At 39.2% G+C, this 24,513-nt stretch carries 20 protein-coding genes, 2 tRNA genes and 2 pseudogenes; 14 read left to right on the top strand and 10 right to left on the bottom strand.

The features are described from left to right. Nucleotides 1-45: 45 nt before the first annotated feature. Nucleotides 46-372: a 2Fe-2S iron-sulfur cluster-binding protein gene (locus ACQ86H_RS28205; protein WP_025141835.1), complete on the bottom strand. Its 327-nt coding sequence runs from the start codon at nt 370-372 to the stop codon at nt 46-48. A 43-nt stretch (nt 373-415) separates the two neighbouring features. Beyond that, complete coding sequence (locus ACQ86H_RS28200) at nt 416-1,426, bottom strand: NAD(P)/FAD-dependent oxidoreductase (protein WP_138819408.1); 1,011 nt, start codon at nt 1,424-1,426, stop codon at nt 416-418. Between the two features lie 290 nt (nt 1,427-1,716). Between ACQ86H_RS28200 and ACQ86H_RS28195 the strand changes: the two genes are divergently transcribed. Next, nucleotides 1,717-2,370: a hypothetical protein gene (locus tag ACQ86H_RS28195; RefSeq protein WP_431293223.1), complete on the top strand. Its 654-nt coding sequence runs from the start codon at nt 1,717-1,719 to the stop codon at nt 2,368-2,370. Nucleotides 2,371-2,441: 71 nt separating this feature from the next. Here ACQ86H_RS28195 and ACQ86H_RS28190 read toward each other — a convergent pair whose 3' ends face one another. Beyond that, on the bottom strand, nt 2,442-4,481 hold the full coding sequence (locus ACQ86H_RS28190) for a prolyl oligopeptidase family serine peptidase (RefSeq protein ID WP_431293222.1): 2,040 nt from the start codon (nt 4,479-4,481) through the stop codon (nt 2,442-2,444). 237 nt (nt 4,482-4,718) lie between these two features. On the opposite strand from ACQ86H_RS28190, the pseudogene ACQ86H_RS28185 reads away from it, so the two are divergent. From ACQ86H_RS28185 to ACQ86H_RS28170, 4 genes and pseudogenes are all read left to right on the top strand, one after another. After that, nucleotides 4,719-5,467: pseudogene (locus ACQ86H_RS28185) on the top strand (UDP-2,3-diacylglucosamine diphosphatase). A gap of 649 nt (nt 5,468-6,116) precedes the next feature. Beyond that, entirely contained in the window at nt 6,117-7,190 is a 1,074-nt protein-coding gene (prfA, locus tag ACQ86H_RS28180) for a peptide chain release factor 1 (RefSeq protein ID WP_057933254.1), read from the top strand. A 105-nt stretch (nt 7,191-7,295) separates the two neighbouring features. Beyond that, nucleotides 7,296-7,369 (top strand) — tRNA-Asp (locus ACQ86H_RS28175). Nucleotides 7,370-7,565: 196 nt separating this feature from the next. After that, nucleotides 7,566-7,639: transfer RNA gene (locus ACQ86H_RS28170), tRNA-Asp, on the top strand. A 384-nt stretch (nt 7,640-8,023) separates the two neighbouring features. On the opposite strand, the gene ACQ86H_RS28165 is transcribed toward ACQ86H_RS28170, so the two are convergent. The 4 genes from ACQ86H_RS28165 to ACQ86H_RS28150 all read right to left on the bottom strand — a co-directional run bounded on the left by ACQ86H_RS28165 (nt 8,024) and on the right by ACQ86H_RS28150 (nt 11,858). Continuing rightward, on the bottom strand, nt 8,024-8,584 hold the full coding sequence (locus tag ACQ86H_RS28165; protein WP_431293221.1) for a hypothetical protein: 561 nt from the start codon (nt 8,582-8,584) through the stop codon (nt 8,024-8,026). Between the two features lie 127 nt (nt 8,585-8,711). After that, the gene (locus ACQ86H_RS28160; protein ID WP_138819417.1) at nt 8,712-9,470 is read right to left on the bottom strand and encodes a glycoside hydrolase family 11 protein; all 759 of its coding nucleotides are present in this window, start codon (nt 9,468-9,470) and stop codon (nt 8,712-8,714) included. A gap of 332 nt (nt 9,471-9,802) precedes the next feature. Then, complete coding sequence (locus ACQ86H_RS28155) at nt 9,803-10,942, bottom strand: hypothetical protein (RefSeq protein ID WP_138819418.1); 1,140 nt, start codon at nt 10,940-10,942, stop codon at nt 9,803-9,805. 22 nt (nt 10,943-10,964) lie between these two features. Beyond that, nucleotides 10,965-11,858, bottom strand: coding sequence for a TssN family type VI secretion system protein (locus tag ACQ86H_RS28150; RefSeq protein WP_138819419.1), 894 nt, complete (start codon nt 11,856-11,858; stop codon nt 10,965-10,967). Between the two features lie 117 nt (nt 11,859-11,975). Here ACQ86H_RS28150 and ACQ86H_RS28145 point away from each other — a divergent pair, with 117 nt between their 5' ends. Next, nucleotides 11,976-12,914 (top strand): type VI secretion system baseplate subunit TssG, encoded by a 939-nt coding sequence (locus ACQ86H_RS28145; protein ID WP_138819420.1) that lies wholly within the window; start codon nt 11,976-11,978, stop codon nt 12,912-12,914. A 166-nt stretch (nt 12,915-13,080) separates the two neighbouring features. Here ACQ86H_RS28145 and ACQ86H_RS28140 read toward each other — a convergent pair whose 3' ends face one another. The 3 genes from ACQ86H_RS28140 to ACQ86H_RS28130 all read right to left on the bottom strand — a co-directional run bounded on the left by ACQ86H_RS28140 (nt 13,081) and on the right by ACQ86H_RS28130 (nt 15,404). Continuing rightward, the gene (locus tag ACQ86H_RS28140; RefSeq protein WP_431293220.1) at nt 13,081-14,502 is read right to left on the bottom strand and encodes a type VI secretion system baseplate subunit TssF; all 1,422 of its coding nucleotides are present in this window, start codon (nt 14,500-14,502) and stop codon (nt 13,081-13,083) included. A 62-nt stretch (nt 14,503-14,564) separates the two neighbouring features. Continuing rightward, on the bottom strand, nt 14,565-14,945 hold the full coding sequence (locus ACQ86H_RS28135; RefSeq protein WP_431293219.1) for a hypothetical protein: 381 nt from the start codon (nt 14,943-14,945) through the stop codon (nt 14,565-14,567). A gap of 90 nt (nt 14,946-15,035) precedes the next feature. Continuing rightward, the gene (locus ACQ86H_RS28130) at nt 15,036-15,404 is read right to left on the bottom strand and encodes a GPW/gp25 family protein (protein WP_431293218.1); all 369 of its coding nucleotides are present in this window, start codon (nt 15,402-15,404) and stop codon (nt 15,036-15,038) included. A 178-nt stretch (nt 15,405-15,582) separates the two neighbouring features. Here ACQ86H_RS28130 and ACQ86H_RS28125 point away from each other — a divergent pair, with 178 nt between their 5' ends. The 8 genes and pseudogenes from ACQ86H_RS28125 (at nt 15,583) to ACQ86H_RS28090 (ending at nt 24,461) form a co-directional block, all read left to right on the top strand. Beyond that, the gene (locus tag ACQ86H_RS28125; RefSeq protein ID WP_138819423.1) at nt 15,583-16,098 is read left to right on the top strand and encodes a type VI secretion system TssO; all 516 of its coding nucleotides are present in this window, start codon (nt 15,583-15,585) and stop codon (nt 16,096-16,098) included. A gap of 16 nt (nt 16,099-16,114) precedes the next feature. Beyond that, the gene (locus ACQ86H_RS28120) at nt 16,115-16,600 is read left to right on the top strand and encodes a type VI secretion system transmembrane protein TssO (protein WP_168202537.1); all 486 of its coding nucleotides are present in this window, start codon (nt 16,115-16,117) and stop codon (nt 16,598-16,600) included. Between the two features lie 32 nt (nt 16,601-16,632). Beyond that, entirely contained in the window at nt 16,633-17,613 is a 981-nt protein-coding gene (locus ACQ86H_RS28115) for a PKD domain-containing protein (RefSeq protein ID WP_138819424.1), read from the top strand. 41 nt (nt 17,614-17,654) lie between these two features. Further along, nucleotides 17,655-17,983: pseudogene (tssR, locus tag ACQ86H_RS28110) on the top strand (type VI secretion system protein TssR domain-containing protein); the annotation flags it as partial. Further along, on the top strand, nt 17,966-20,029 hold the full coding sequence (locus ACQ86H_RS28105; protein ID WP_431295492.1) for a type VI secretion system protein TssR domain-containing protein: 2,064 nt from the start codon (nt 17,966-17,968) through the stop codon (nt 20,027-20,029). The pseudogene tssR and the gene ACQ86H_RS28105, both read left to right, overlap by 18 nt. A gap of 5 nt (nt 20,030-20,034) precedes the next feature. Next, nucleotides 20,035-22,551 carry an ATP-dependent Clp protease ATP-binding subunit gene (locus ACQ86H_RS28100; protein ID WP_431293217.1) on the top strand — a complete coding sequence of 839 codons (2,517 nt, stop codon included), beginning with the start codon at nt 20,035-20,037 and terminating at the stop codon, nt 22,549-22,551. Nucleotides 22,552-22,607: 56 nt separating this feature from the next. Then, nucleotides 22,608-23,054 (top strand): hypothetical protein, encoded by a 447-nt coding sequence (locus tag ACQ86H_RS28095; RefSeq protein WP_138819427.1) that lies wholly within the window; start codon nt 22,608-22,610, stop codon nt 23,052-23,054. 18 nt (nt 23,055-23,072) lie between these two features. Then, nucleotides 23,073-24,461 carry a DUF5458 family protein gene (locus ACQ86H_RS28090; protein WP_138819428.1) on the top strand — a complete coding sequence of 463 codons (1,389 nt, stop codon included), beginning with the start codon at nt 23,073-23,075 and terminating at the stop codon, nt 24,459-24,461. The last annotated feature ends 52 nt before the right edge of the window (nt 24,462-24,513 follow it).

Genomic DNA, 24,513 nt, shown 5'->3' with positions numbered 1-24,513 from the left:
GGCGACACTTTACGCATCGCCTTTTCATACAATATGTTTTACAACCTAGCTTACGCCATGTAATTTTACTTTTAATCCGTCCATATTGTTGTTTAACTGCAGTTGGCAGGCTAAACGCGAATTTGGTAAAAGATCAGGCAAAGTATCTAACATGGCATACTCATCGTCTGTCATTTCGTTAAGTTTTTCTTCGCCTTCTAAAACATCAACACAGCAAGTAGCACATAAAGCCATTCCGCCACAAGTAGCAAGAATATCGTACTCTGATGCCTTTAAAAACTCCATCAGGCTTAAACCCATGTCAGTTGGGGCAACGTGTTCAGTAACTGAGCCATCCGGCTCTTGCATATATATATTGATGTTATTTTCCATTTTTAGTTCTCTTGTTATTTGAATAGCAAATATAGGAGAAAGCTTAAAATTCTGAAACTCCGTTTACAGTTGTATATTTCATGGTGTATTTAACACCCGGATTCATGTATGAATACGCACTATGACTCATTAATGCCGCCTCGTGGAAACCACAAAGAATCAATTTTAACTTGTTTGTATAAGTATTGATATCACCAATAGCATAAATACCAGGGATGTTTGTTGAATAATCATCAACATTAACCTCGATTGCACTTTTATTGATATTTAAGTTCCAGTCTTCGATTGGGCCTAATTTAGGACTCAAACCAAACAAAGGAATTAAGTGATCAGCTTCAACAACTGTTTTTTCCATGGTGCGGTTCTGAACAATTTCAACTTGCTCTAACTTGTCAGTTCCATGTACGGCCTGAAGATTGCTGTTTAAAACCAGATTGATTTTTCCGCTTTCTGCCAATGCCATTACCTTAGCTACCGAATCTGGTGCACCACGGAAACTTTCGCTTCTGTGAACCAAAGTGAGTTCAGAGCAAACTTCTGCCAGGTAAATGGTCCAGTCTAATGCCGAATCACCACCACCTGCAATCACCATTTTCTGGTCGCGGTATTTCTCCGGATCAAGGATCATGTAGTTTACACCTTTACCGTTTTCAAAATTTTCCAGATTTTCTACAGCTGGTTTACGTGGCTCGAAACAGCCTAAACCGCCGGCAATAACGACAACTTTAGCTTCGATAACAGTGCCCATATTGGTGGTTAAAACGAAATCGGCTTCACCGCGTTTTTCTAAACCTTCAATACGCTCACCTAAAGTAAAGGTAGGATGGAAAGGTTTGGCCTGCTCCATTAAATTATCGATAAGTTCCTGAGCCAGTACAGAAGGATAACCAGGGATATCGTATATCGGTTTCTTAGGGTAAATTTCAGACAGCTGACCACCAACCTGAGGAAGGTAATCAATTAAATGACAACGCATTTTTAATAAACCGGCTTCAAAAATGGCAAATAAACCAACCGGACCAGCGCCTATTACGGCTATATCAGTAGTGATCATTAAAGAAAAATTTGACGCAAAGTTACAAAATAAAGTCTTATCAATTCTGCTATTTAGAAATATTCTAGATAATTTTGCAATCCTATTATATTCAGTATTTTATATGCTTTGAGCTAATCGAAAACAAAAGTTAAAGGTTTTTAATGATTTAAAGCAAATTATAATTGGTCTATGGGTTTAGTGGGGAATAGAAAATTTAACTTCAAAAGCTGTTAAAGAATGGCAATAAAATTACGAGTTGTAGCTAAAATTCCAAAAAAGTAATAACTTCCCTGATATTCTAATTAACGATGCTTGATTATTTTTTTATTGCTCTGCCTCTGGTTGCAATTTGGGTATTGCTGTTTCTGTTTTGTGGACGGAGCTGGCAATTGCCAGCTGCCTTTATTCCTTTCTGCATCTGGGGCCTTTATTCAGGAAATAGCCATTGGAAATGGCTCTTAATCATCCCTTTGTTATCCCTATTAGTCGTTGATCTGCACATTACAGTAAAAGAAACCAAATTTAGTCGGGAGATCACTATTTTGAGTTATGTTTTAACCATTCCGTTTTTAGTGTTCTATCTATTTTATGGACGGGGATTTGTGAAGGATGGAACTTTGGTTTCTGTTATTTGGGGCTATATTTTTCAGATTCTTGTTTTAATATTTGTGTCTAAATTCTGGTTTTCCGACATATTGTTGTTATTTATAAATCGTTTGTCAATAAAGGATAAGCGTTATGTAGAAACACAGGTGATAAAGAAGTTGATGAAAACGGTGGGCAGATCTACAAACTATTATGTTGTGTTTTATAACCTAGGTAAAATGAAAGTTTCGGGTTTCTTTTATGTGTACTTAAAGTTTAAAGGGGTGCAGGCAGAAGATAGAATAGAAATTGTAATTAAGAGGGGCTGCTTGGGAACAGAGTTCATCACCGGCTTCCCAAAAATTCTATCTCGATAATATATTGCCACAGAAGCAAAAGACTGCATGGGGGAATTTCCATGGTTTTTTACTTCTATGGCAGAATTAGATTACCAGCTCATTCCCAAATTCTGAAATACAAAACTCCACACATCAGCCGCTTCTTCAATTAGTTTTGTGGTGGGTTTGCCCGCCCCATGACCGGCTTTGGTTTCAATCCTGATTAAAACCGGATTTTCGCCTTTATATTTTTCCTGTAAGGTTGCTGCGAATTTGAAAGAGTGCGCAGGTACCACGCGGTCATCATGATCCGCAGTAGTAATTAGGGTTGCAGGATAATTAACGCCACTTTTTACATTATGGAGCGGTGAATATTTGATCAGGTAATCAAAATCCTCCTTTTTATCGCTGGTTCCGTATTCAACAGCCCATCCCCATCCAACGGTAAATTTATGATAGCGTAGCATATCCAGCACGCCAACCGCGGGTAAAGCTACCTTGAAAAGATCAGGTCTTTGGGTCATGCAGGCACCAACCAAAAGTCCGCCATTTGAGCCACCCGAAATGGCAATTTTAGCTGGATTGGTATATTTTTCTTTCACCAGGTACTCAGCTGCGGCAATAAAATCGTCGAATACATTTTGCTTTTTGGCTAACATGCCGCCTTTATGCCAGGCCTCGCCATACTCGCTTCCTCCACGTAAGCTTGGTTGAACGTAAATTCCTCCCCGTTCTAAAAATAACATTCGCGATAGACTGAACCCAGGCGTTAAACTAATCTGGAAGCCGCCGTAAGCATAGAGATAAACCGGGTTATTGCCATCCAGTTTGATGCCTTTTTTGTGTACGATAAACATGGGTACTTTTGTGCCGTCTTTTGATGGATAAAATACCTGTTTGGTTTCATAATCGTCGGTATTGAATTTCAATTCCGACTTTTTATATAAAATTGATTCAGCCTTGCCCACATCATAACGGTAGATGGTGCCTGGAGTGGTGAAATTAGAAAAGGTATAAAAAAATTCTTTATCTTCTTTGTAACCGCCAAAACCTCCAACGGTTCCAATTGCCGGTAGTTTTACTTCGCCAATTTTCTTTCCGGTTAAATCAAACTGAATAATATTGGTGCTGGCATCTTTTAAATAAGTAGCCCAAAGAAACCCTCCGCCGGTTCCAATACCCTCTAAAGCTAATTTCGATTCAGGGATAATTTTCAGCCAGTTTTTAGGATCTGCATTTTTTGGATCAACCAAAACCACCTGTTTGTTTTCTGCTCCTAAATCGGTGTTCACCAATAATTTATCGCCTATGTTGTCAACAACGATGTGATTATGCTCATAACCTTTAATTAGGGGCGCTATTTTGCTATCTGGGCCGTTTAAATCTTGATAATACAATGCATTGCCTGAAGTACCGGCACTGGCATAAACCACCAGAAAGCGTTCATCTTCGGTAACATTGGCACCAAAATATAGATTTGGATTGGTTTTATCTTCAAAAATTAACTGATCGTTTTGTTGCTGATCGCCCAATTTATGGAAATACACTTTTTGGTATTTATTGGCTGCAGAAAGATCGGTTCCTTTGGCAGGTTCGTCAAATTTACTGTAGTAAAAACCATTACCTTTCCAGGCTGCACCAGAGAATTTTGTCCATTTCAGCTCATCTGCTAATTTGGTTTTGCTGGCTATTTCTATTACGTAAATATTGCTCCAGTCTGATCCTGCTTGCGCAACCGAATAGGCTAGGTATTTTTTGTCGTGAGAGAAGCCCAAAAGCGAAACGGCTGCTGTTCCGTCTTTTGTGAGTGTATTTGGATCGAGAAAAACCTCTTCCTTACCTTCTAATCCCTTTTTAATAAACCAGATGCTTTGGTTTTGCAGTCCATCGTTTTTGGTAAAGAAATAATATTCGCCAACCTTAAATGGAGCTGATTCTTTAGGATAGTTCCAGATTTCAGTTAAACGCTTTTTAACGTCTGCACGGTAAGGAATCTGCTCCAGATAGTTTTGGGTGACCTTATTTTCGGCAATCACCCAGACCTTGGTTTCGGCAGAGGTGTCGTTTTCTAACCAACGGTAAGGATCGGCGATCGTGGTGCCGAAATAATTGTCTTTGGTGTCGTCTTTTTTCGTTTCTGGATATTTCATCAATGCTATTTTTTCTGCTGGTTTTTTGCCCTGGTTACAGGCAAAAAGCTTAGCGCAAATAAGGATAATAGAATTTGTTTTTTCATAGTGAAACAGATTTATTTACTAATATATGTCTTTTTTGCCTTCGGGTTGATTACACCTGTTTATTAAGCGATTTTAGTTTTAGTGTTTATGCTTTAGCCTTTGGTCTTTCTTCTTTAGTCTTTAAGCTTTTTGAGTTACCTTTGAAAACCCATGGCAAAAAATATTTATTTCGCTTCCGATTTTCATTTAGGTACGCCTAATTATGCCGAAAGCCGTGCCCGTGAAGCGCGTATTGTAGGCTGGTTAGATTTTATAGAACCAAATTGTGGTGAATTGTTTTTAATGGGCGATATTTTCGATTTCTGGTTCGAGTATGCTAAAGTGATTCCAAAAGGATTTATCCGTTTACAGGGAAAACTGGCAGCCATGGCCGATGCCGGAATAAAAATCTACTTTTTTAAAGGCAACCACGATATGTGGGTTCGCGATTATTTTACCCGGGAAATCGGCATGGAAATTATCAGTGATGAACTGATCATCGAAAGGGGAGGTAAGAAATTTTACCTGCACCATGGCGATGGCTTAGGACCGGGAGATAATAAATACAAATTTTTAAGAAAAATTTTTAGAAGCAAAGTTTGTCAATGGCTGTTTGCACGTTTGCATCCAAATTTGGGTATTGGTATCGCCAATGGCTGGAGCCAGGGGAGTAGGGCCGCACAAACCGAAAAAGAAGTTTTTTAGGTGAGGATAAAGAATGGCTGGCCATTTATGCCAAAGAACATCTGCAGAAGGCATATTTCGATTACTTTATTTTCGGACACAGGCACCTGCCGCTCGACATTGATTTGGGTAATGGTAGCAGGTATGTAAATATCGGCGAATGGCTCAACTATAATTCTTATGGGGTATTTGATGGGCAGGAGTTAAAACTGGAATATTATAACCCAGATGCTTAATTTTTGAGCCGTTTAGCTATTTGGGTTGCATGTCGCCTGGATGTTTAATCTACAGTTCCTAAACCCGATAAAACGAAAAGCCCGGAGCGTAGCGAAGACTTGGAGTGATAGCGGGGCTGCTGGCTGCCATAATTGAGGAACTGCCTATTTCCAAAACCTCTAAATAATGCTTTTCCAAAAGTAAATCAATTGTTCTAATTATATTAGATGTCCATTTTTTAGGAAAGCTAAACCAGAAGCATTTCTTAATGTTCGCCGGGCTTTTCGTTATAGTCCCGATTTTGAAGGAAAATCGGGAGCTGCCACTGCAATCCCGTTTAGGTACGCAGGTTCCTGCTGCTATTTGGGTTTGTATAGTGCCTAGTGCACCGCCCTTCATTTCATAAACCCGATAAAACGAAAAGCCCACAGCGTAGCGAGGACTTGGAGTGATAGCGGGACTATTGCCCGCCACTGGCACAAATCCCTTCATTTTCTAATTTTTAATAAAACCATTCCTTTGCTTAATACCTCTACAGTTAACCGATTCAAACAGTTAACCAATTAACCATTCTCACCAAACAAACTAATTCAGCTTTTTTCCTTATTTTTGCATTTCCTGAATTTTTGAGCCTATTCCAACCTTCAGGAAATTTCAACAAGAATAAATATGTTAGATAAATTAGAAGCTATAAAGCTGCGTTGGGAAGATGTAGAAGAATCGTTGAGCAATCCGGATGTCATTCAGGATATGAAACGTTTTGCGGCTTTAAATAAAGAATATAAAGATTTGGGCAAAATTGTAGATGAATATAAAATCTACAAAAATGTGATGAGTAACATCGATGCGAACAAAGAGATCTTAGCTACTGAAAAAGATGCTGAAATGCGCGAGATGGCAAAAGAAGAGCTCGATCTTTTGTTAAAACAACAGGAAGAAATGGAAAGCAATATCCGCTTGATGTTGATTCCTAAAGATCCTGAAGATGCCAAAAATGCGGTTTTTGAGATCCGTGGCGGTACCGGTGGAGATGAAGCTGCTTTATTTGCAGGCGATTTATACCGCATGTATACCCGTTATTTCGAAACTAAAGGCTGGAAGGTTGAAACTGTTGATGTAACCGAAGGTACTGCGGGAGGTTATAAAGAGGTGATTCTGAAAGTGAGTGGTGATGATGTTTATGGTCAGTTAAAGTACGAAAGTGGTGTACACCGCGTGCAACGTGTGCCAGATACCGAAACACAGGGTCGTGTGCATACCTCAGCTGCGTCTGTAGCAGTTTTACCAGAAGCAGAAGAAATTGATCTGTATATTAACCCTGCCGATATAGAGCTGCAGACTTCGCGTTCGGGCGGCGCCGGTGGACAGAACGTAAACAAGGTAGAAACTAAAGTGCAGTTAACGCATAAACCTTCGGGTATTGTGGTGGTTTGCCAGCAGGAACGTTCTCAGCTGGGTAACCGTGTAATTGCGATGGAGATGTTGCGTAGTAAGCTTTACGATATCGAATTGCAGAAAAAGAATGGTGATATTGCTGCTAAACGTAAAACAATGGTATCAACAGGAGATCGTTCGGCTAAGATCAGAACTTATAATTATCCTCAGGGCCGTGTTACCGAACACCGCATTGGCTTAACGATGTATAACCTGCCGAGCATTATGGATGGCGATATCCAGGAAATTATTGATGCACTTCAGTTTGCGGAAAATGCAGAGAAGATGCAAGAAGGTGCTGTAGGTTAGTTAATTACGATTATTTTAAAATAAAGTTTGCAAATAAGAATTTTGTCTCTATATTTGCAACCTCGAAAGGGGAAAGAGGTTTAAACTTTTAAAAAGTAAACAAAAGGAGTGGTAGTTCAGCTGGTTAGAATGCCTGCCTGTCACGCAGGAGGTCGCGGGTTCGAGTCCCGTCCATTCCGCAACAAAAGCCTTAACTTGCAAAAGTTAAGGCTTTTTTGTTTAATAACTGTTTTGGTTAAAATATTTAGAATGAGGCTCAGTATGTTACGTATTTATTGATTAAAAAGTCCAATACTATGATGATAAACTGAATATAGTGCCTATATTTGCAATCCCGAAAGGGGAAAGAGGTTCGAACTTTAAAGAAGAACAAAAGGAGTGGTAGTTCAGCTGGTTAGAATGCCTGCCTGTCACGCAGGAGGTCGCGGGTTCGAGTCCCGTCCATTCCGCGAAAATAGATTTTAAACCTAACTAAAAGCCTGTAAATTAAGTGTTTACAGGCTTTTTTCGTTTTATGGAAATACCAAATATTCATTTTTTCGCAAGAAAAGGTGAGCATCTCAAAAGATGTCACCTTGAGGGTTAATTTATTGTATAAATTAATGACGGGAGAACTTTAAAGAGATGAGTCGAATAGAAGTCTCATTTTGACCATAGTGGAGAAATCTTTAAATTTGATTTCAATAACATAGTTCAAATATCTCTCCACTCCGCGGTGCTTCGGTCGAGATGACGATCTTTCCCTTGGATTCTGTCAATTATTTATAGTCGAAGAGCACTCATTTGCGATTTATCAACCTTAAACAGTCTTCAACTACATCAGGCTGCTTAACTTAATGACATTGAGGCAATACAAAAGGTAGTTGATAGTTACCTATTTGCTGATTTTTTTTCAAAAGTTCTTCGTATGCGGGTTCCTGACCTTTTTCCACACCGTTAGCAATCTTTATTCCGGCTTTCTCAAACTCACTGATTAATCTTTTATCGAAATCTGCGATGTATGATGCAAATGATAAAGAATCTTTTTGTTCAGGAATTGTTTCAAAAGGAATACGTGGTTCTTTAAACCTGTGCAAAATGGCTTGAGTACTATCGTTACCCTCCAAAAGAATGGAATCACCGTAGTTCGTAATCTTGGCCACATAATCTTTGTTAAGGTATTTTAAGGAATCATTTTCTATTTTATAAGGAAGCTTGAACCGGCCAACTTTCTGGTTATAAAAAACGACATATTGCGAATCAATATCAAACTCGCTATATCCATTTGCAAGGGAAAACCGATGCCATTTTCCGATCAGTGATTTTTTACTTCCATCTATTTTTTTAGGGTTTGGCGAATGACAGGCAGAAAAGATAAAAATGAAACAGGCAAGGAAATAAAGTATGGATCTCATGATAACTAATTGTTATAGAATATTAAAAGCATTTTTATCCAGGTAAGTGGTCAGAATTACCTGCAGTACATACTGCCCGGCTTATTGCCGGGCAGTAATGTGGTTGTAAGCGTTTTAAAACAAATGTTTACTGTGCCCAAATGGTGCAGTTGATATTGCCATTCGTATTAGAGCCCCATGTTTCCGAAACCATAATTGCAGGAATGTTTAACTGGCCAAGCGTATATCCGTAACTTTGCCATTTGTTGTAGTGGTTGGCAAAAGTAATAACGTGATTTTGTCCGGTAGAAGTTTTTGTAACCCTGGAGCTATAAATTTGCCTGAAACCGTCACCACCGTCGATGTTTTTACCTGTCATCCATCGGGTCCATACGTTATAAGCTGCACCATCGGAGTTAAATGTGCCCAGGAAAGTACCGGTATGAGGTGAAACCGAACCCCAGGTTTCATTCACATAATACTCATAATACGGGCTTCTGCTCCATCCGTACCAGCCGAAAGTACCGCCTCCGGAGTTTGAATAAGTGCTTAGGTTATAGCCTATTTTATAGGTTTTTGATCCTACAGAATAACCTTTACCGCAGGTAAAATTACCGTTAAACCCGTTCCAGTTAATACTGTAATTTCCGGCGGCACCATTGGCGTAATTGACTGTGCCGGTTGCGCCGTCACTCTTCCAAAGCGACCAAAAGAAGCCGTTATTTGTACCCGATTGGTAGGTTTCTACCGTTGCAGCAGCTTTGTTAGCAGCAGCGGCTGGCTCGGGCGCCATTTTTCCGTCTTTTTTACAGCCTGTTAAACATGCAGCGCTTGCAAACACGAAGGTTGCAGCCACAACAAAAGTAACCTTCCTGGTTACACTTGTTAGTGAGTTTTGTTTTTTCATACAATGTATATTGGTTAGGGAAGCAAAATAACGGGATTTAAATCTGAGATGTTACTAATAATCGACAAATTAGTAATACAAATGTTTATACGCAGATTGTCTTCTTTATTTTATAGCGCTGTGGATGTTTTATCTCGCTATACTTGTCACTGATGCAAAGCAGATGTGAAAACAACATGATAAAAAAGCAAAGATCGCTATTCAAAACCGTTAGTGATGAGGAAGATTAGAATAAAGATCGGTTAGGCGTTCTTGTAAATGTATAAGTGCAAAAAAAGCCGTACCCGGTTATGGGTACAGCTTACATATAAAATTTACTCCGAGAAATAATTTTAATCCAGCAATGTCCAGGTTTTTCTGGCTTGTACCTGTTGTACAACCTGCTGTTCGGCAACCACAATATTTTCTTTGCGCTGCCCGATGTATTCTAATCCACTCAATTTATTCCAGAGTGCTACTAACACATTCATAAATTCGTTTGCCATTACCATGCTGTTGTTAATCTGTTTATGATCGTAGACCAATTCAATGGTTTTAGCTAAAAGCTCTTCAAAATTTCCTGGAGTTACATCTTTCCACTCGTAAAAATACTTAAGCAACTCTTCCCTTTCACGCGGATCAATCAGTTTTATGGCTGTAAAAAAGATATGTGCTAAACTGGAAAAATAACCTGTTAAAACAACAGGCGATTCGCGGTGTGCAATGTTTCTGTATTCGTAAAATAAACCTGCAATATAATCTACAATCTTTTCAGAGATCAGACGGATATTTTTGCCAAGAGGCGTAATATTATCGCGTCCTCCTGTTTTATCAATAATCTTAAATGCGGCCAGTTGTAAATCATTCAGTAAAACACTGAAAGATTCATAATATCTGATTAACGCGGGATGGCTTGTGATGGTTGAACTTGGCGGGATATAATTATTATTGATAGATAATCTTCCGTTCTCATAATAAACCTGTCCAATTGTTAGAAAATAGCTGTCTGCCGTTTGCGAACTCACTTCACTTTCCGGCAAAACAGCGATAGAATAGCTTTTAGTTAATTCAGGGTAGCGGATCGGGCTCTCTTCAGGATTTGGTGTGCCGGCCGGCACCCGGTTAAACGGACTCACTACCAGTAAAATAACATAATTACGCGGTTCCGACTGGCCAAAATAGTGGTTGTGTACCAGCGTATCCATGTTATCCGACTGTACGATATCAATATGGCAACCTTCGGGTGTAATGGCATTACAATACCTTACCCTTACTTCAATATGGTTAGTTGCTTTTTCAATAATTTCGATATCATGCGAACTTTTATAACCTGCAAAAGGGGGTAAGAATCCGTAATTGCTATTGTTTAAATGTAGAGAGGCGGCGTCGCGTACAAAGTCCTGCAAATAGAGATCACTCAAGGTAAAATGATCACTAGAGAGCTTCATGCCATTAATCCAGTTAATGGATTTATATTTTAGCGGCTTTATCATGGTAGATGTTTTTGATTATAGATTAGATAAAGATAGCACTTTCTCCAACTTCATTGGGTTTGTTTATGTTTTCAGATACCCGTTTAGCGTAAATCGTCATTTTTTCGGTAATGCCGTTTTCAATGATGTCAAGATCGGGATCAATAAAGATATTCCGTTTAAAGAAAGAAGTTTTAATAAAGAAGATCCATTTATAATTTTCCATATCGTCGCTCCTGAATTCCACCGGACTTTTGGCAAACTTTAAATTATAATCATCGATAAACTTGTGGAACCAGATACCGAAGTTCATGTTTTCTACCGCTTTTACCTTTACTTTCAAAGGTTCCGGATCGCTGCTTTTTTTGTAAAGTTCAAGCTCCAATACCAATAAGCGGTTAAAGTCTACATGGTCCATGTTGATCTCCAGCGGGGTATCAGGGTACCTCCAGATTTTGTAAATTTCAGATGGGATACCCAACAGGGAAACATAGGCCCACCAAAAAATAAGCGGTACAAAGAAACAGGCAATACTGCCTGCGCCAAACCACCCAAAGTTTACCGCACTTAACCAGTTAAAGGCCAGTTGGAATAAATAAACCGATAAAATGGTCGAAATTAATGTGGCAAAAAAGATAAAAACTTTACGCTCCAGCACATCTTTAGGGTAGTATTTGGTTAACAGATAAACGAAAATCGTTCCCATTAAAAGGTAAAAAATACAGCAGATAATGTAACCCCAGGGCATGAAATTAAAGTTTAGAAAGCCTAAAAATCCCGGGATGGCCAAAATAATGCCGATTAACAGAACACTTACGATGAGTCGTTTGTTATTGAGAAACTGGTTCTTCTTGTTAATGATAGAAAGCACCGCTGTTGATACCATGAAAATCAGCGGGAATAAGAGAAAACGGATAAAAAATGATTGAACGTCCATTAATTTTTTATAGATGTGATGTACTACAAATATAGTATCTTTAGTATTTGATTATGATTGTTATTTTTTTCAGTAGTTAAAATTTAACCTATAACAAAAATGAAGCCTTAAAGTTTAATGAAAAAAGAAACTTTGATTAATAACGAACTATTTACAGATTATAAGGCCGTTGCCTATGCTGCCGATCTGATTGAACGTAAGGTAATTGACGCCGATAGGATGGAAATTATCCCATTGGGGCCTGATAAACGTGCTTTTGCGAAAGATATCGAAAATATAACAGCTTATTATTCTGAAAGAAGAAGGCACGAACGCATCCGCATCAGTATCAACCGCGAAGGCTTGTATGATATGCTACCTGAAGGGCTTTTCCACCGTCCACCAACAGGTAGTGCAGGCATGGATGAGGAATCAATGATTAAAGACATCAAAGACAGGAGGGAGGAAGAAAAAGAAGCCAGGCTATTTTTTACGCCTTTTGATGCCGAGATCAATTATGTAAGGATCATGACCGAGCTATATGAGAATATGCTCGATAAAAAAACAACCTATTCCGATTTAAGTCAGATTTTTGAATTTGGCTGGGATGAATTTAATTTGCTCAATAAAGAGCAGAGTATTATCTGGATGCACCTGCTGCCCGAAATCCAGCAGAAAAGAAACAACATCGATTTTGTGTCGAAGGTGCTTACCGCATTATTCAACCTGCCGCTTACTATAGTGGATGCCACTGCGAATATTGCTCCGGTAAAAATTGCCGAAGAAATGCAGATGCAGTTGGGCGGGAGCGCATTGGGTATCGATACCATCATAGGCGACAGTTTTGCCCCCGAACACGAAGCGTATAACATTAATATCGGACCTACTTTACCACAGGAACTGATTAAATTTATGCCCGGGCAAAAAAACAGGGCCATTTTGGATATGGCTATCAGTTATTTGATGCCGGTTGATGCCGAAGTAAATGTAGAACTCCTTACCGCTCCCGATTATCAGGAAACGGTATTGAGCGAGGATGGCGAAAGTGCTTATTTAGGTTATACGGTGTATCTTTAACTAAGATGAACTAGCTGGATGCCGTCATTTTGTACAGGGTGTAACGTATTCGGGAACCGCGATTGCTCAGCGAAGCTAAATCTGTCTGGATAGATCTCTCCACTTCGCTTTGCTGCGGTCGAGATGACGACTTTTTTATTAAAAAGATTATAGCCACATCAAAAACTTAAAGCGCCCTGTGCATCGCAGGCTTTAACAGCAAGCGGTAATGTATATTCAGGGTACTCCTTAAATTCAATTTTGCCAATGTCAAGCTCAACAGTTCTTCCCAGTCCTGTGTACTCAGGTTCAGCTGGTCTGCGGGCTCGATTAGAATATCGGTAGTTTTAATAAAACCCGCATTCGGTTTATTGTCCATAATTAAACCCTTGGCCAGGGTAATGCCCTTTAACTTATTGCCCAGCTCGTATCGGCAGAAGTTGATCACATCGGCCTTTGTAATAATCCGGTCGGCAGTGGTTAAGCCATATTTATAGGCCTGCACCCGGTTGGTGGCATTCAGCCGCGATCTGCCGCCTTTGGTCTGACTCAATAAAAAGATACTTTCTGCATGTACCTTATTGTTATCGTATACCACTAAACGGCTGCCGGCATTGATGTGGTTGGCTTCTTCTGCCTGTGTTACCCATATATCCAGAAATAATATATCTGCATCATCAATAGGTTTCAATACAATATAGCTTGGCAACTCTTTAATATCTTTTAGCGCTGAACGGCTTTTTTGTTCAATCAGGGCAATATTTTGCTCCAGGTTTTTAAGGATGGTACTTAAAAAATCTGGTCCATAGGCTGTAAAAGCTGCTTTTTCATCGCGTAAAAGCTCAAAAAGATAATCAACCAGTTCTTTTGCATTCCTGGTATCAAAACGCTCCGTTCCTCCGTAGCGGATCGAGAAAGAACCATCGCCTTTTTCATTCTCGTTGGTGTAGGGAATTTCATTATAACTTTTCCCTTTATTGTCCTTCAGATTTTCTACCGCAAGCATCTGGTCCAGCGATTCCGTTTTAATCGGGATAATATTTTTCATCGTTTTAAGCCGGTGTTTAATCTGGCTTAACCGTTTATTGACTACCGGGAACGCGTTGATATAAATATGAAGCTCGTTCAGCATTTCCTGGTTTATAGCTGCCGGAAAAATTACTTTAAGCCATTTTACCGAATTATCGATCTGGTTTAAAACCGCTGGCTGGAACAGGTTGGAAAACGCTGGAGGTAGTTCCCCGCTTTCGTCGATATTAAAATCATTAAGGTCGCCCAGGGTAATAAACCTATTGCTGTAAAACTGTAAAATATCCGCTTTAATCAGGTTAAGTAGCTGCTTGTGCTGAAAAGGTGCCTGTACCTTACCCGTTAAAGGCTCATCCATAAAACGTTCAGTATAGGCCGCGAGTTCGTTATTTTTGTAGAACCATTTTCCCAGTGAGAGCAGGTCGTAAGTGTTTTCGGGTACCGAATAATTTTTCCAGTCGAAAAATAAATTCAGTTTATTAAAATCCATCCAGTCTTTAATGCCACTAAAGCCAATATACATTGTGTTTTTCTCTACCGAAGTGCCGGAAAGTGTATTGTGGATAGGCTGTTTACCCAATTGTTCTACATTAAAAAGGGTATTTCCGGTAACAATATGCTTAATAGCTGCATTATTTACTTTTACGGTGTGCAGCGGACTAAAAAAATATCGGTTTTTTTTGCCTTATCGTTTTCCTGAGGGATGTTTTTCTTAAATGCAAACTGCGAATAAGGCGAAAGATAATCCTGCTGCTCAATCGGTCTGGCGTGCATAATGGCATGGGCAGGTAATGAAGAAGTTAAATGATCGGGTGCTAAAATGCGGCTGATCTTGTCAAAAATCCTGTTCTCTAAATTTTTAACATCATTGGCAACGTTAAAAAGCTCATTGCTCAGGGCCTCAATAATCAGCCTGACCAGCGGATCGAAGTCGTTACTGTCTTTAACATTCCAAAAATCTTCGGCATTTTTTAAAATTCTATTGCGGATTTCATCTTTCGATGAGTAAAAAACTGGTTTCATCTGTAGAATATTTGGGGCGTTTTAGATTAGGTGGATAGCGGGCTGAGGAATAATGCGGTATTAAAAAATATTTTTCTCCTGTGGTTTTTATTAGTGCCCGGACACTGATATCCACCTTTTTTTGATCTCGGTTATCTTACGCAAGGGATATACATTTTCTACTTCCGTAATGCGCACTTCAACCGAAGTATTGTAGATCCTGAACTCATAATCGGTAATGGATTTAAGCAACGATTTGCGGAATTTTTCCTCCCAGATGCTTTCACTCACAATTAATTCGAAATCAAGGTCCCATATCTCACAGCCAAAATCGTTGCGGAACCGGTGCTCTCCATAACGGGTAAAAATGATCAGTTCGATATGGTGCGAAATCGATCTTCCAAGGTCAGTTGGCTGAAGCCCAATGCCTGAGAAAAGAGACTTAAATCTGAAGGGTTTATTATAAAAATTTTCAGACATAAACGGTTTGGCTTAAAGTTTGTTAAAAGTAATAGAAATAAAAATTGTTTTTATTATCAAACAACAAATATCAAAAATTGTTATACACAATGTTAATTTGAAAGGTTTGAGTGATTTAAGGTGCGGGAGATGTCGGATTAATGTGACAAATAATGCTATGTGAAACTATTAATGCTCTATGAAACCCATCAATTCCATCGAAATCAGGACTGCTTATACGAGGTTCATTATAAACTTCGTATTCCTAACGCTTTTCTCCATTCTCTGTATCTATCTCTTTTTTGCCGCGTCCGATTATGAGTATACTTTGCTCGATAAAAAGGTAAAGGAAACCGATAAACTATCTTACCTGAGAAAAGATATCAATACAAATTTTGACCTTATTCAGGTCCGTTTTAAAGAGCTTGCCCAATATCGCGATTATAATGCAAATGAAATGAGTAAGCAAAGTATCCTGCTTAGTGATATTCAGAGCGCCAATAATAAGATAAAAGAATTAATCTCTAAAAAAACAGCACCAAGTCCAAGTTTCGATCTGTACGGAAAATTAAATAATAATGTTGGTGCAATGGCCGATTTGCAAGATTCGCTTTTTCAATCAAGGAGCGATATACAGCGGTACAAAGAACGTATAAACGAGTGCCAAAAGGCAAACCAATCTGCAGCACAAAAAATTAGAAACGGTAGGTACTGAAAGTAATTAAAACATTATGATTAAAATAAGCATAAAAGAAAGGCGCGAACAATTCTTGTTTTTTACAGCGTTATTCGTTTTTACTGTTGGGCTTTTAAGTTTTGGGATTTTTTATAGCGATAAGTCGAAGTACGAAATTTCTAAAAAAGAACTGGAAGTTAAGATTAACGAAAACGAAGCATTCGAAAATATGGTGAAAGAAACCATGCCAACTATTGATACTACCTTTAAACAGATAACACGGTATAACCCAAATGTGCAGGCCGTTTTTTTAAAGAACGATATACAGCTTTCATTAGGTTCAATCAAAGCTGCGTTCGACCGTAAGGCATCAGATTCACGTTATAAAATATTTGTCCACACCGCACAGTTATACGATAGATTATTTTACGATAGACAAGAACAAAACAGAAATATTTCAGATATCGAACTGCATAAAAGACAGTTAGATGATTGCATTACCAACAGACGGCAATTACAGCAAACGATATCTGCAAGATAAAATACCAAAAACAACCTATAAAAACGCTACCTATGTCTGACACAAACACCAAGCAAGTTAATTCAAATTCGCAAGGCTATGTTATTCTCTACATCCTGCTGGCTGTACTGCTCTTAACGGGCCTGATTTTTTTATTTAAAAGTTCATTGTTCGAAAAAAGAACAATTGATGCGAGAATCCTTAAGGATGAAATTTATTTGAATGAAGATTTAGTTTTTACCGATAATACCCCAAAGGCCTCAAAATGGTTATGGGAATTTGGTAATGGCGAAAAAGCCACAACAAAAACCGGTTCTTACCACTACACCAAACCCGATACCTACATTGTACGCTTAACCGTTGATGGCGAACTGCGTCAGGAATTTCCCGTTACGGTACGCGATACCGTTCATACCGCACCTGTAGATAGTGTGCTAACCATAAGTGGCCCAACCGCTGGTTTGGTTAACGAAGAGATCAGGCTTGAGGGGGATGGAGAAGGAAAAGACTTCGAATGGTCGTTCGGCGAAACCGGCCGTGTGGATGTAAAAGGAAAAACGGCCTTGTACACCTACCGCGCGCCAGGCAAATATGTAGTCCGTCTTCGGTCGGATAAAGCCCGTAAGCCCGCTTTTTTAACCATTTTAATTACTGATCCAAATGCGGAAATCGTAGATGATCTGGTTGCTCCTGGTGATGGAGAACGTAAAACTATAGACGATATCAGGGCACGCCTGCAGGCCATTGCCAATGGAGCCGATTTTAACTCCAATTATTATTATCTCATTAACAAATACATGTGCAACAACGAAAAAGTAACGGTTAATGTGGAAATGAATGGTAAGAAAAAACAGACCGATATTTATTCGTACTGTATGGGCCTGACTTTTGGAGGGGAAATAGCAGTAGATGAAGCGCAATTGACGATTAAACCCAACTCTACCTGTGCGAGTTTATTAAATATTAAACAACACTCAGGAACAGCCCAGCCTGCAGCAACGGCAACAACTGATGCTCCCGCGAAAACAAAATAGATTAACATCTTAACCAAATTTTAAGCTCATCTACAAAGAATATGAAAAAATATTATGCCTTAACCATCCTATTTTTAGGAATATCGTTTGCCTATGCACAATCACCGGCATCCTTTGGCAAAAAAGTAAAGTACATGCCTAAATCGTATGAAAGGCCAGCTGAAACGATAAATGTTAACGATAACACCAGCAATAGCAGTTTACCGTGGATTGTTTTTTCCGATCGTGAAGATAATTATACGACAACAGCGCCAGGTGGAAGCCTGATTATGAAAAAATCAGCTTTATGGAACCTTTTTACGTTTCAAAAGAAGAAAACGGCTATCTGAAACTGATCAAGTATAAAGCAGGAATGATCAGGGGAAGAAAAATTAACGATAAAAAAAGCGCCATCAGTTATGGATGGATTGCTAAATCCAAACTACTTTTATGGCAACGTGCATTCTCTAACCAAAAAACGGGTTATGCTGAGAAAGCCATTGGTATAGTTAATGGAAAAAATGCGTTAACCGAGCCGAAATTTTATTTCGATACTACCGACTCCATTTTAGTTTACAACACACCTGAACTTAAGGACAGACGCACCAAAGTGAGGTTGCACGAAATTGCCTATATCTATAAAAAATCGGAAGATGGCAAAAAATACCTGATTGGTTCTGACGATCAGCTGGTTGCAGATACTGCCTTAAAAAGTATTTATGGATGGGTTTCTGCCGAGGCGGTACATAGCTGGGGAGATCGTTTATACATCACCTCTGTTAAACCGGGCGATTATGATAAGGATGATTCTACTACACTGGCCATTAAAAATGGCATTGATAAAGGAACAGCTTTTGTAATGGATCCCTTATTGCCAAGTGAAAACCTGATCTTGCGTAGTGCGCCTGTTGTTTCAGATGATGAGGGCGGAAGCACGGTAGGTATTGCCGCAGATGTTTACAATAAAAAAGACAATAAGATATTAACCATTAACGGTTCTGCACTGTCTTATCAGGATTACCTGAAGCTGCGCAAAAATAAAACAAAAGTAAATGTTGTTTTTGTAATGGATGGCGGAAGCCCGATGACCAAGTATTTCTCCGGAATGACCAATACTATTGCTTCTTTCGAAAATATTATGGGCGATTTTGGTAAAGGAACCAAAGTAAACTTTGGCGGTGTAGTATACCGTGGTGAAACCGGATGTGGACAACAGGGGATTTTTGTTAGCCCGATCCAGGACGATTACAGGCAATTAATGACATTCTTATCAAACCAGGCAAAAAATACCTTGAGGTGTAATGGCGAGATTTCGGAAGAACCAGTTTTTAGTGCGTTAAAAGCCGGAATAAACTTGTTTAAAGCGAAAAAGAATGAAACCAACTTAATTATATTGGTGGGGAGTACCGGAAATTCAGGCGGAACCAACAACTACCTGATTAACGAACTAAGCGAACAGGTTGCCCTTGCCGATGCCCGCATTTTAGCTTTGCAGGTGTACAGTGATTTTAACCAGTCGTTTAATGATTTTGTTATCCAGTCACGTAAACTCGTTTCAGAGTCTGCTATCCGTTCTGCAGAATACAGAAAAAACACAATGGTAAAAGGTGAAGGCTTAAAAAGTTTCCAGCCTTACAATACAAGTTTGCAGGATTCTATTTCTTATTATTTAGATTATCCTAAAAACAGTTTGATCCAGGGCGGGGTGGTTTTCCCGACTAAAGGATCAGTAAATTCAAATCAGAGCATGACGATCGCTTTGCGCCGTTTTGTAAAAGAAACCAGTTCAGACATCTATAACCAGATCAGCTCATTGGATAGTGCCTTCCGCTTAACCGGTATATCACGTAAAAACCTATCTGCTGATGTAGAAAGTTTGTTGCCAGAACCTGTTGGTCCAGAGGTGGCAGACCGTATGCCGCACAATGCCTTTAAATATTATAGTACCGCAAATTTATCTGCTGATGCTGTAAAAAATAACCGCGCTAATTTACAATATGCTATTGTGTTAAATAATATGGAGTACAAGCAAATTGTAGATGTATTTTCAATTATGCTGGGGCAAAATCTTCAGGCCGATCAATCTTCTTTTAGAAGGAAGCTGGTTAAAAACTACGTAAAAATGCCTCAGCAGTTATTGGGCATGAAAATATCATCAAGCGATATTAAAGCAATGACATTAAGTAACTACATTAAGCAGGTTACAGGTTTGCCTTTAAACAATGATTTTTTAGCCAAATACAAAGTAAGCGATTTAAAAAATACCTCTAAAATGCCGCTGGAAGAGTTTGAAACTTACATTAAATTATTAAATCAGTCCGTTCAGCAGATTAAAAGAGCTACGCAGATTGAACAACAGTTTATTTCGAACGGCAAAATATATTACTACATCACCGAAAATAATTTTAACCCGGCAGTATTGCCTACAACCAACTAAAGGCTATGGCAGTTACAAACTTAAGCGAATCAGTAAAAACAGCCCTGCACATTGCACAATCACTGGCAAAAGAATACAGAAACGAAGTGTTTTCTGCAGCTCATTTGCTCAAAGGATTAATGCATAAAGATGTTGGTTTAAGATCATTTATTACTTCCATTGGGAAGGATGAGGAATACATAAGTGAGTGGGCTGAAGTCCGGATTGATGAGCAGGCGAAATCGGCGAGCCTTAGCGATACGGTTAGTGGCGGGCCAGAAATTGCGGTGATTTTTGAAGAAGCAGATAATGTGCGCATTAAACTGGGGCTTGATTTAATTACACCTGTTTGTGTGTTAACCGCACTCGCAAAACCCGGTATCGGCTTTCAGCCTGATCAGTTAAAATCTTTTCCAATCAAGGAACGCGAAATTTTGGATCTCTATGTAAAGGATGAAGAAATTTCGAGGGTAGTCTCACCGGATAAGGCAACCGCTGGTACCGAAAATAAAAGTACAGGTAATGCGCTGCATAAATATTGCATAGATCGCTTACAGATGGTTCGGGATGGTAAAACAGATCCGATAATTGGCCGCGATAAAGAAACCCGGCAAATGATGGAAATCCTTTGCCGCAGAACTAAGCCAAATGTAATTCTTACAGGCGATGCCGGCGTAGGTAAAACAGCTTTAGTAGATGGCTTTGCTATCGATATTGTGAATCAGAACGTTCCCGAAAGTTTAAAGCCAGTTCAGCTTTTCGAATTGGATTTAGGTTCGTTAATCGCGGGGGCATCTTACAAAGGAGAAATCGAAGACCGTTTAAAAAACATCATCAAAGAAATAAAACAGTTCGAAAAAGCGGTGCTTTTTATTGATGAAATTCATACTTTGTTAGATAGCAAAGGCCCTTTGGGTGCTGGCATTGGCAATCTGTTGAAACCAGAACTCGCCCGTGGCGAAATAACGGTAATCGGTGCCACAACTATCGATGAGTATCGTAAGATTATTGAGCCGGAACAGGCTTTTAGCAGGCGTTTTGAAGTGCTTCAGGTAAATGAACCAAATGAAGAAAGCACCATTAAAATGTTGCAGAAACTGGCTGTAAAATACGAAGAACACCATACGCTAAGCATTGAACCGGATGCCTTAGGCGAATGTGTGCGACTGGCCAAACGTTACATGAAAGATAGGAGGCTCCCTGATTCTGCCTTCGATCTGCTTGATAGGACCATGGCGGCGATGAAAATGATGAATGATACATCCGATCAGGTACTTGATAGTTTGGAAACAGAACTGGAAACACTGAATGCAAACCAGGAACAATCAGACGCTGATCGATTCGCAGATTATAAATGGCTTTTTTCATTACTTCAGAATAAGTTAAGTCCGGTTTTATTGGGGCGTTTAACTGATGAGACACAGACCGATGCCTTCGAAACTGCAGATGAATACCAGGGTTATATCAATAGCAGCCTTCAGGAATTAAAAAAATATGCTGCGGAGAAAAGCGACCGCATAACCAAGCAGGATATTGCTTCTATAGTAGCCTATAAAACAGGTATACCTATGGGTAAACTGCAGGCCGGTGAAAAAGAAAAATTGCTCAATATGGAGCAATACCTTAAAAAACGTGTGGTAGGACAGGATCAGGCTTTAAAAGCTGTTTCTGATGCCATACTCGAGTCGCGTAGCGGCCTGAACAAAAAAGGACAACCCATTGGATCCTTCTTTTTACTGGGACCAACCGGAACAGGAAAAACCGAATTAGCCAAATCAATTGCCGAATTCTTGTTTAACGATGAAAAGGCGATGATCAGGTTTGACATGTCTGAATTTAAAGAAGAGCACAGTGCCGCCCTGCTTTACGGGGCTCCTCCGGGATATGTAGGCTATGAAGAAGGTGGCTTGTTGGTGAATAAAATCAGGCAGCAGCCATATTCTGTACTTTTGTTTGATGAAATTGAAAAAGCGCACCCTTCGGTTTTCGACACCTTTCTGCAAATTTTGGATGAAGGCCACATGCATGACCGTTTAGGAAAAGAAGGTGATTTTAGCAATTCATTAATACTTTTCACTTCTAACATTGGTAGCGAATGGATTGCTGAACAGATTGGGAAAGGTGTTATTCCCGCTTCGAACCAATTAATGGAGGTAATGGCCGGACATTTCCGCCCTGAGTTTTTAGCCCGGATTTCTGAAATTGTTCCATTTGCACCGATTAACGAAAGCAATGTGGTACGCATCTTTGAAATTCAGCTGAGCAGTTTGGTGCAATCACTTAACAAAATGGGTATTGAGTTCGAAATTGCAGAAGACGCCAAAAAAATGATTGCTTTAGATGGTTTTACACCTAAATATGGTGCAAGACAGTTATCGGCTGTTATCCGGAATCTTTTACGTCGCCCGATCTCCAAATACATCATTTCTGGCGAACTGAAAAAAGGATCGAAGGTTGTTGTGAGCAAACATTCTGAGGAGGATAAACTGGAATGGAATATTATTCAGCCTGAAACCGCAACATTGGAACAAAAATTGAGTTAACGTGTTAACTATTATATTATTAGAACAAATTAATTTTAAACCTAAATCTACATACTATGTTTAATTATGAAATTGGTGGTAACGAGCGAAAAATTGACACCTCGGAAGCCTTCGCAGAAATTGCCCACAACAAAACGCTTTTTGTGCAAAAACTTACCGATAACGATCCGATAAAACCTGAAAAAGTTGAAGGATTAAAAACGGTAAAGGATGTATTCGAACATTATAAACCAAATGTAAAGGTCGCTTTCGAAAAGCAGGATGGATCTACCGTTGGCGAAACCCTAAACTTTAAAGATCTTGGCGATTTTGGTGTGAAAAACATTATTAACCAAAGTAATTACCTCACCAACGTTAATATTGAGAAAGAAATGTCGCTTAATGTAATCAAACAATTAAAATCGAACAAAACCTTAAAGGCTACACTTGATGATGAAGAAACTAAATCGGCCTTCATCAATGCTTTAAAGAACTTTGTTGATGAATTGGAGCAGAATAAATAATCTAAACGCTGAAAAAACATGTCAAACCCTCAAGAATTAAAAGCAGACCAAAATACGTCCGAAGCAGGTTTTAAACCAGCAGAAAGCAAAACGATAGAAAAAACATCACTTAAGGATAACTTAGAAAAGCTGGCCAGGGTTGGCGGTTTCGATTTGTTAGAAGCAACAGTTGATGGCCTTCAGAATTTAAATCCTGAAAGAAAAGCACGGAAACAGATTTTTTTAACCGGCGATGAAAAGAAGAAAGAGCGCGAAGAACTGAAAAAGAAAATCCAGCTTTGGATAGACGTGCTGGAGTCTTCCACCTCTGTGGCCGATATGGTTGAAAAAAGTACCGAAAAACTTAACGCTGCAGAAGAAAACCTGAATAAGAATATTGGTACTGCTTTAGAAAGTACAAGAGAACTGGAGCAGGCGTACCGTTCGGTGCATTTGTTCTATAAGAATACCGAATCTGATAAACTTAAAAATGTAGTACTCTTAAATGCATCAATGGATCAGATCAAAGATCTTGATAATCCACGTTTTATTGAATATGTAGATGATGAGTTAAAACAGAATTACGATCGTTTGGATCTTCGTAATAACTACTCGTTAATGGTGGTGCCAGGTTACATGGGCTCTAATAAAGTGTTGGAAAGATGGGGTAAAATTGCACATAACAACAAAGCCATGTTGGTAACCGATTTTGCAGATCTTGATCAGCCGGATGACGTACTTGATTTATTTACCGCAGCTAATTTCACTGGAGGTGATGCTTTTAGATCGAACGTTATCATGACCTGTAACTGGCTTGTTGGCCGCGGTAAGGTTGCCGAAGTAGGCGAGGAAGATGATTTAACTGTACCCGGATCAGCTGCACTTGCAGGCAAAATGTACTATACCTTAATGTCGCAGGTTACTGCAGGTAAAAAACATGGTGCCATAAATGAGGTAGATGGCGTAAAATTTGATTTAAAGAAAAGCGAAATCTCTCATCTGGAGAGAGTAGGCTTGGTACCAATGGTTAACGAATATGGTAAAGTAATGGCTTTTTCTGCTAAAACGTTATTTAATGGTGATAACATCGGTTTACAGACTTATTCGGTTGTACGTGTATTCGATTACATTACCAAAGTATTATTCGATTTCCTGAACAGAAGGGCATTCGAAAACTGGACTTCTAAAACAGAACAGGATTTACGTGGTCAGATTGTGAAATTTTTAGATGGTATTCAGGGCGCTGACCGTTTGATCGAAAGATTTAAGATCATGCGTTTCGAAAGAGATGAACAACAAAAAGATAGAATCCACCTGGATATCCACATTACGCCATATTTTCCAGCCAAAAGTTTTGTAGTAAAACTGGATGGACATAAAGGTGAAGATGAAAGTACCACATGGAGTTCAGAGTATAATCAGCAGTAGTTTTTGATACCTGAAAATAAAAACCCAACCTTAGCGTTGGGTTTTTTTATGG

It is taken from the genome of Pedobacter sp. P26 (assembly GCF_050632135.1).
In the GTDB taxonomy this organism is placed as follows: domain Bacteria; phylum Bacteroidota; class Bacteroidia; order Sphingobacteriales; family Sphingobacteriaceae; genus Pedobacter.
This window is presented reverse-complemented; position numbering and strand designations above follow the sequence as displayed.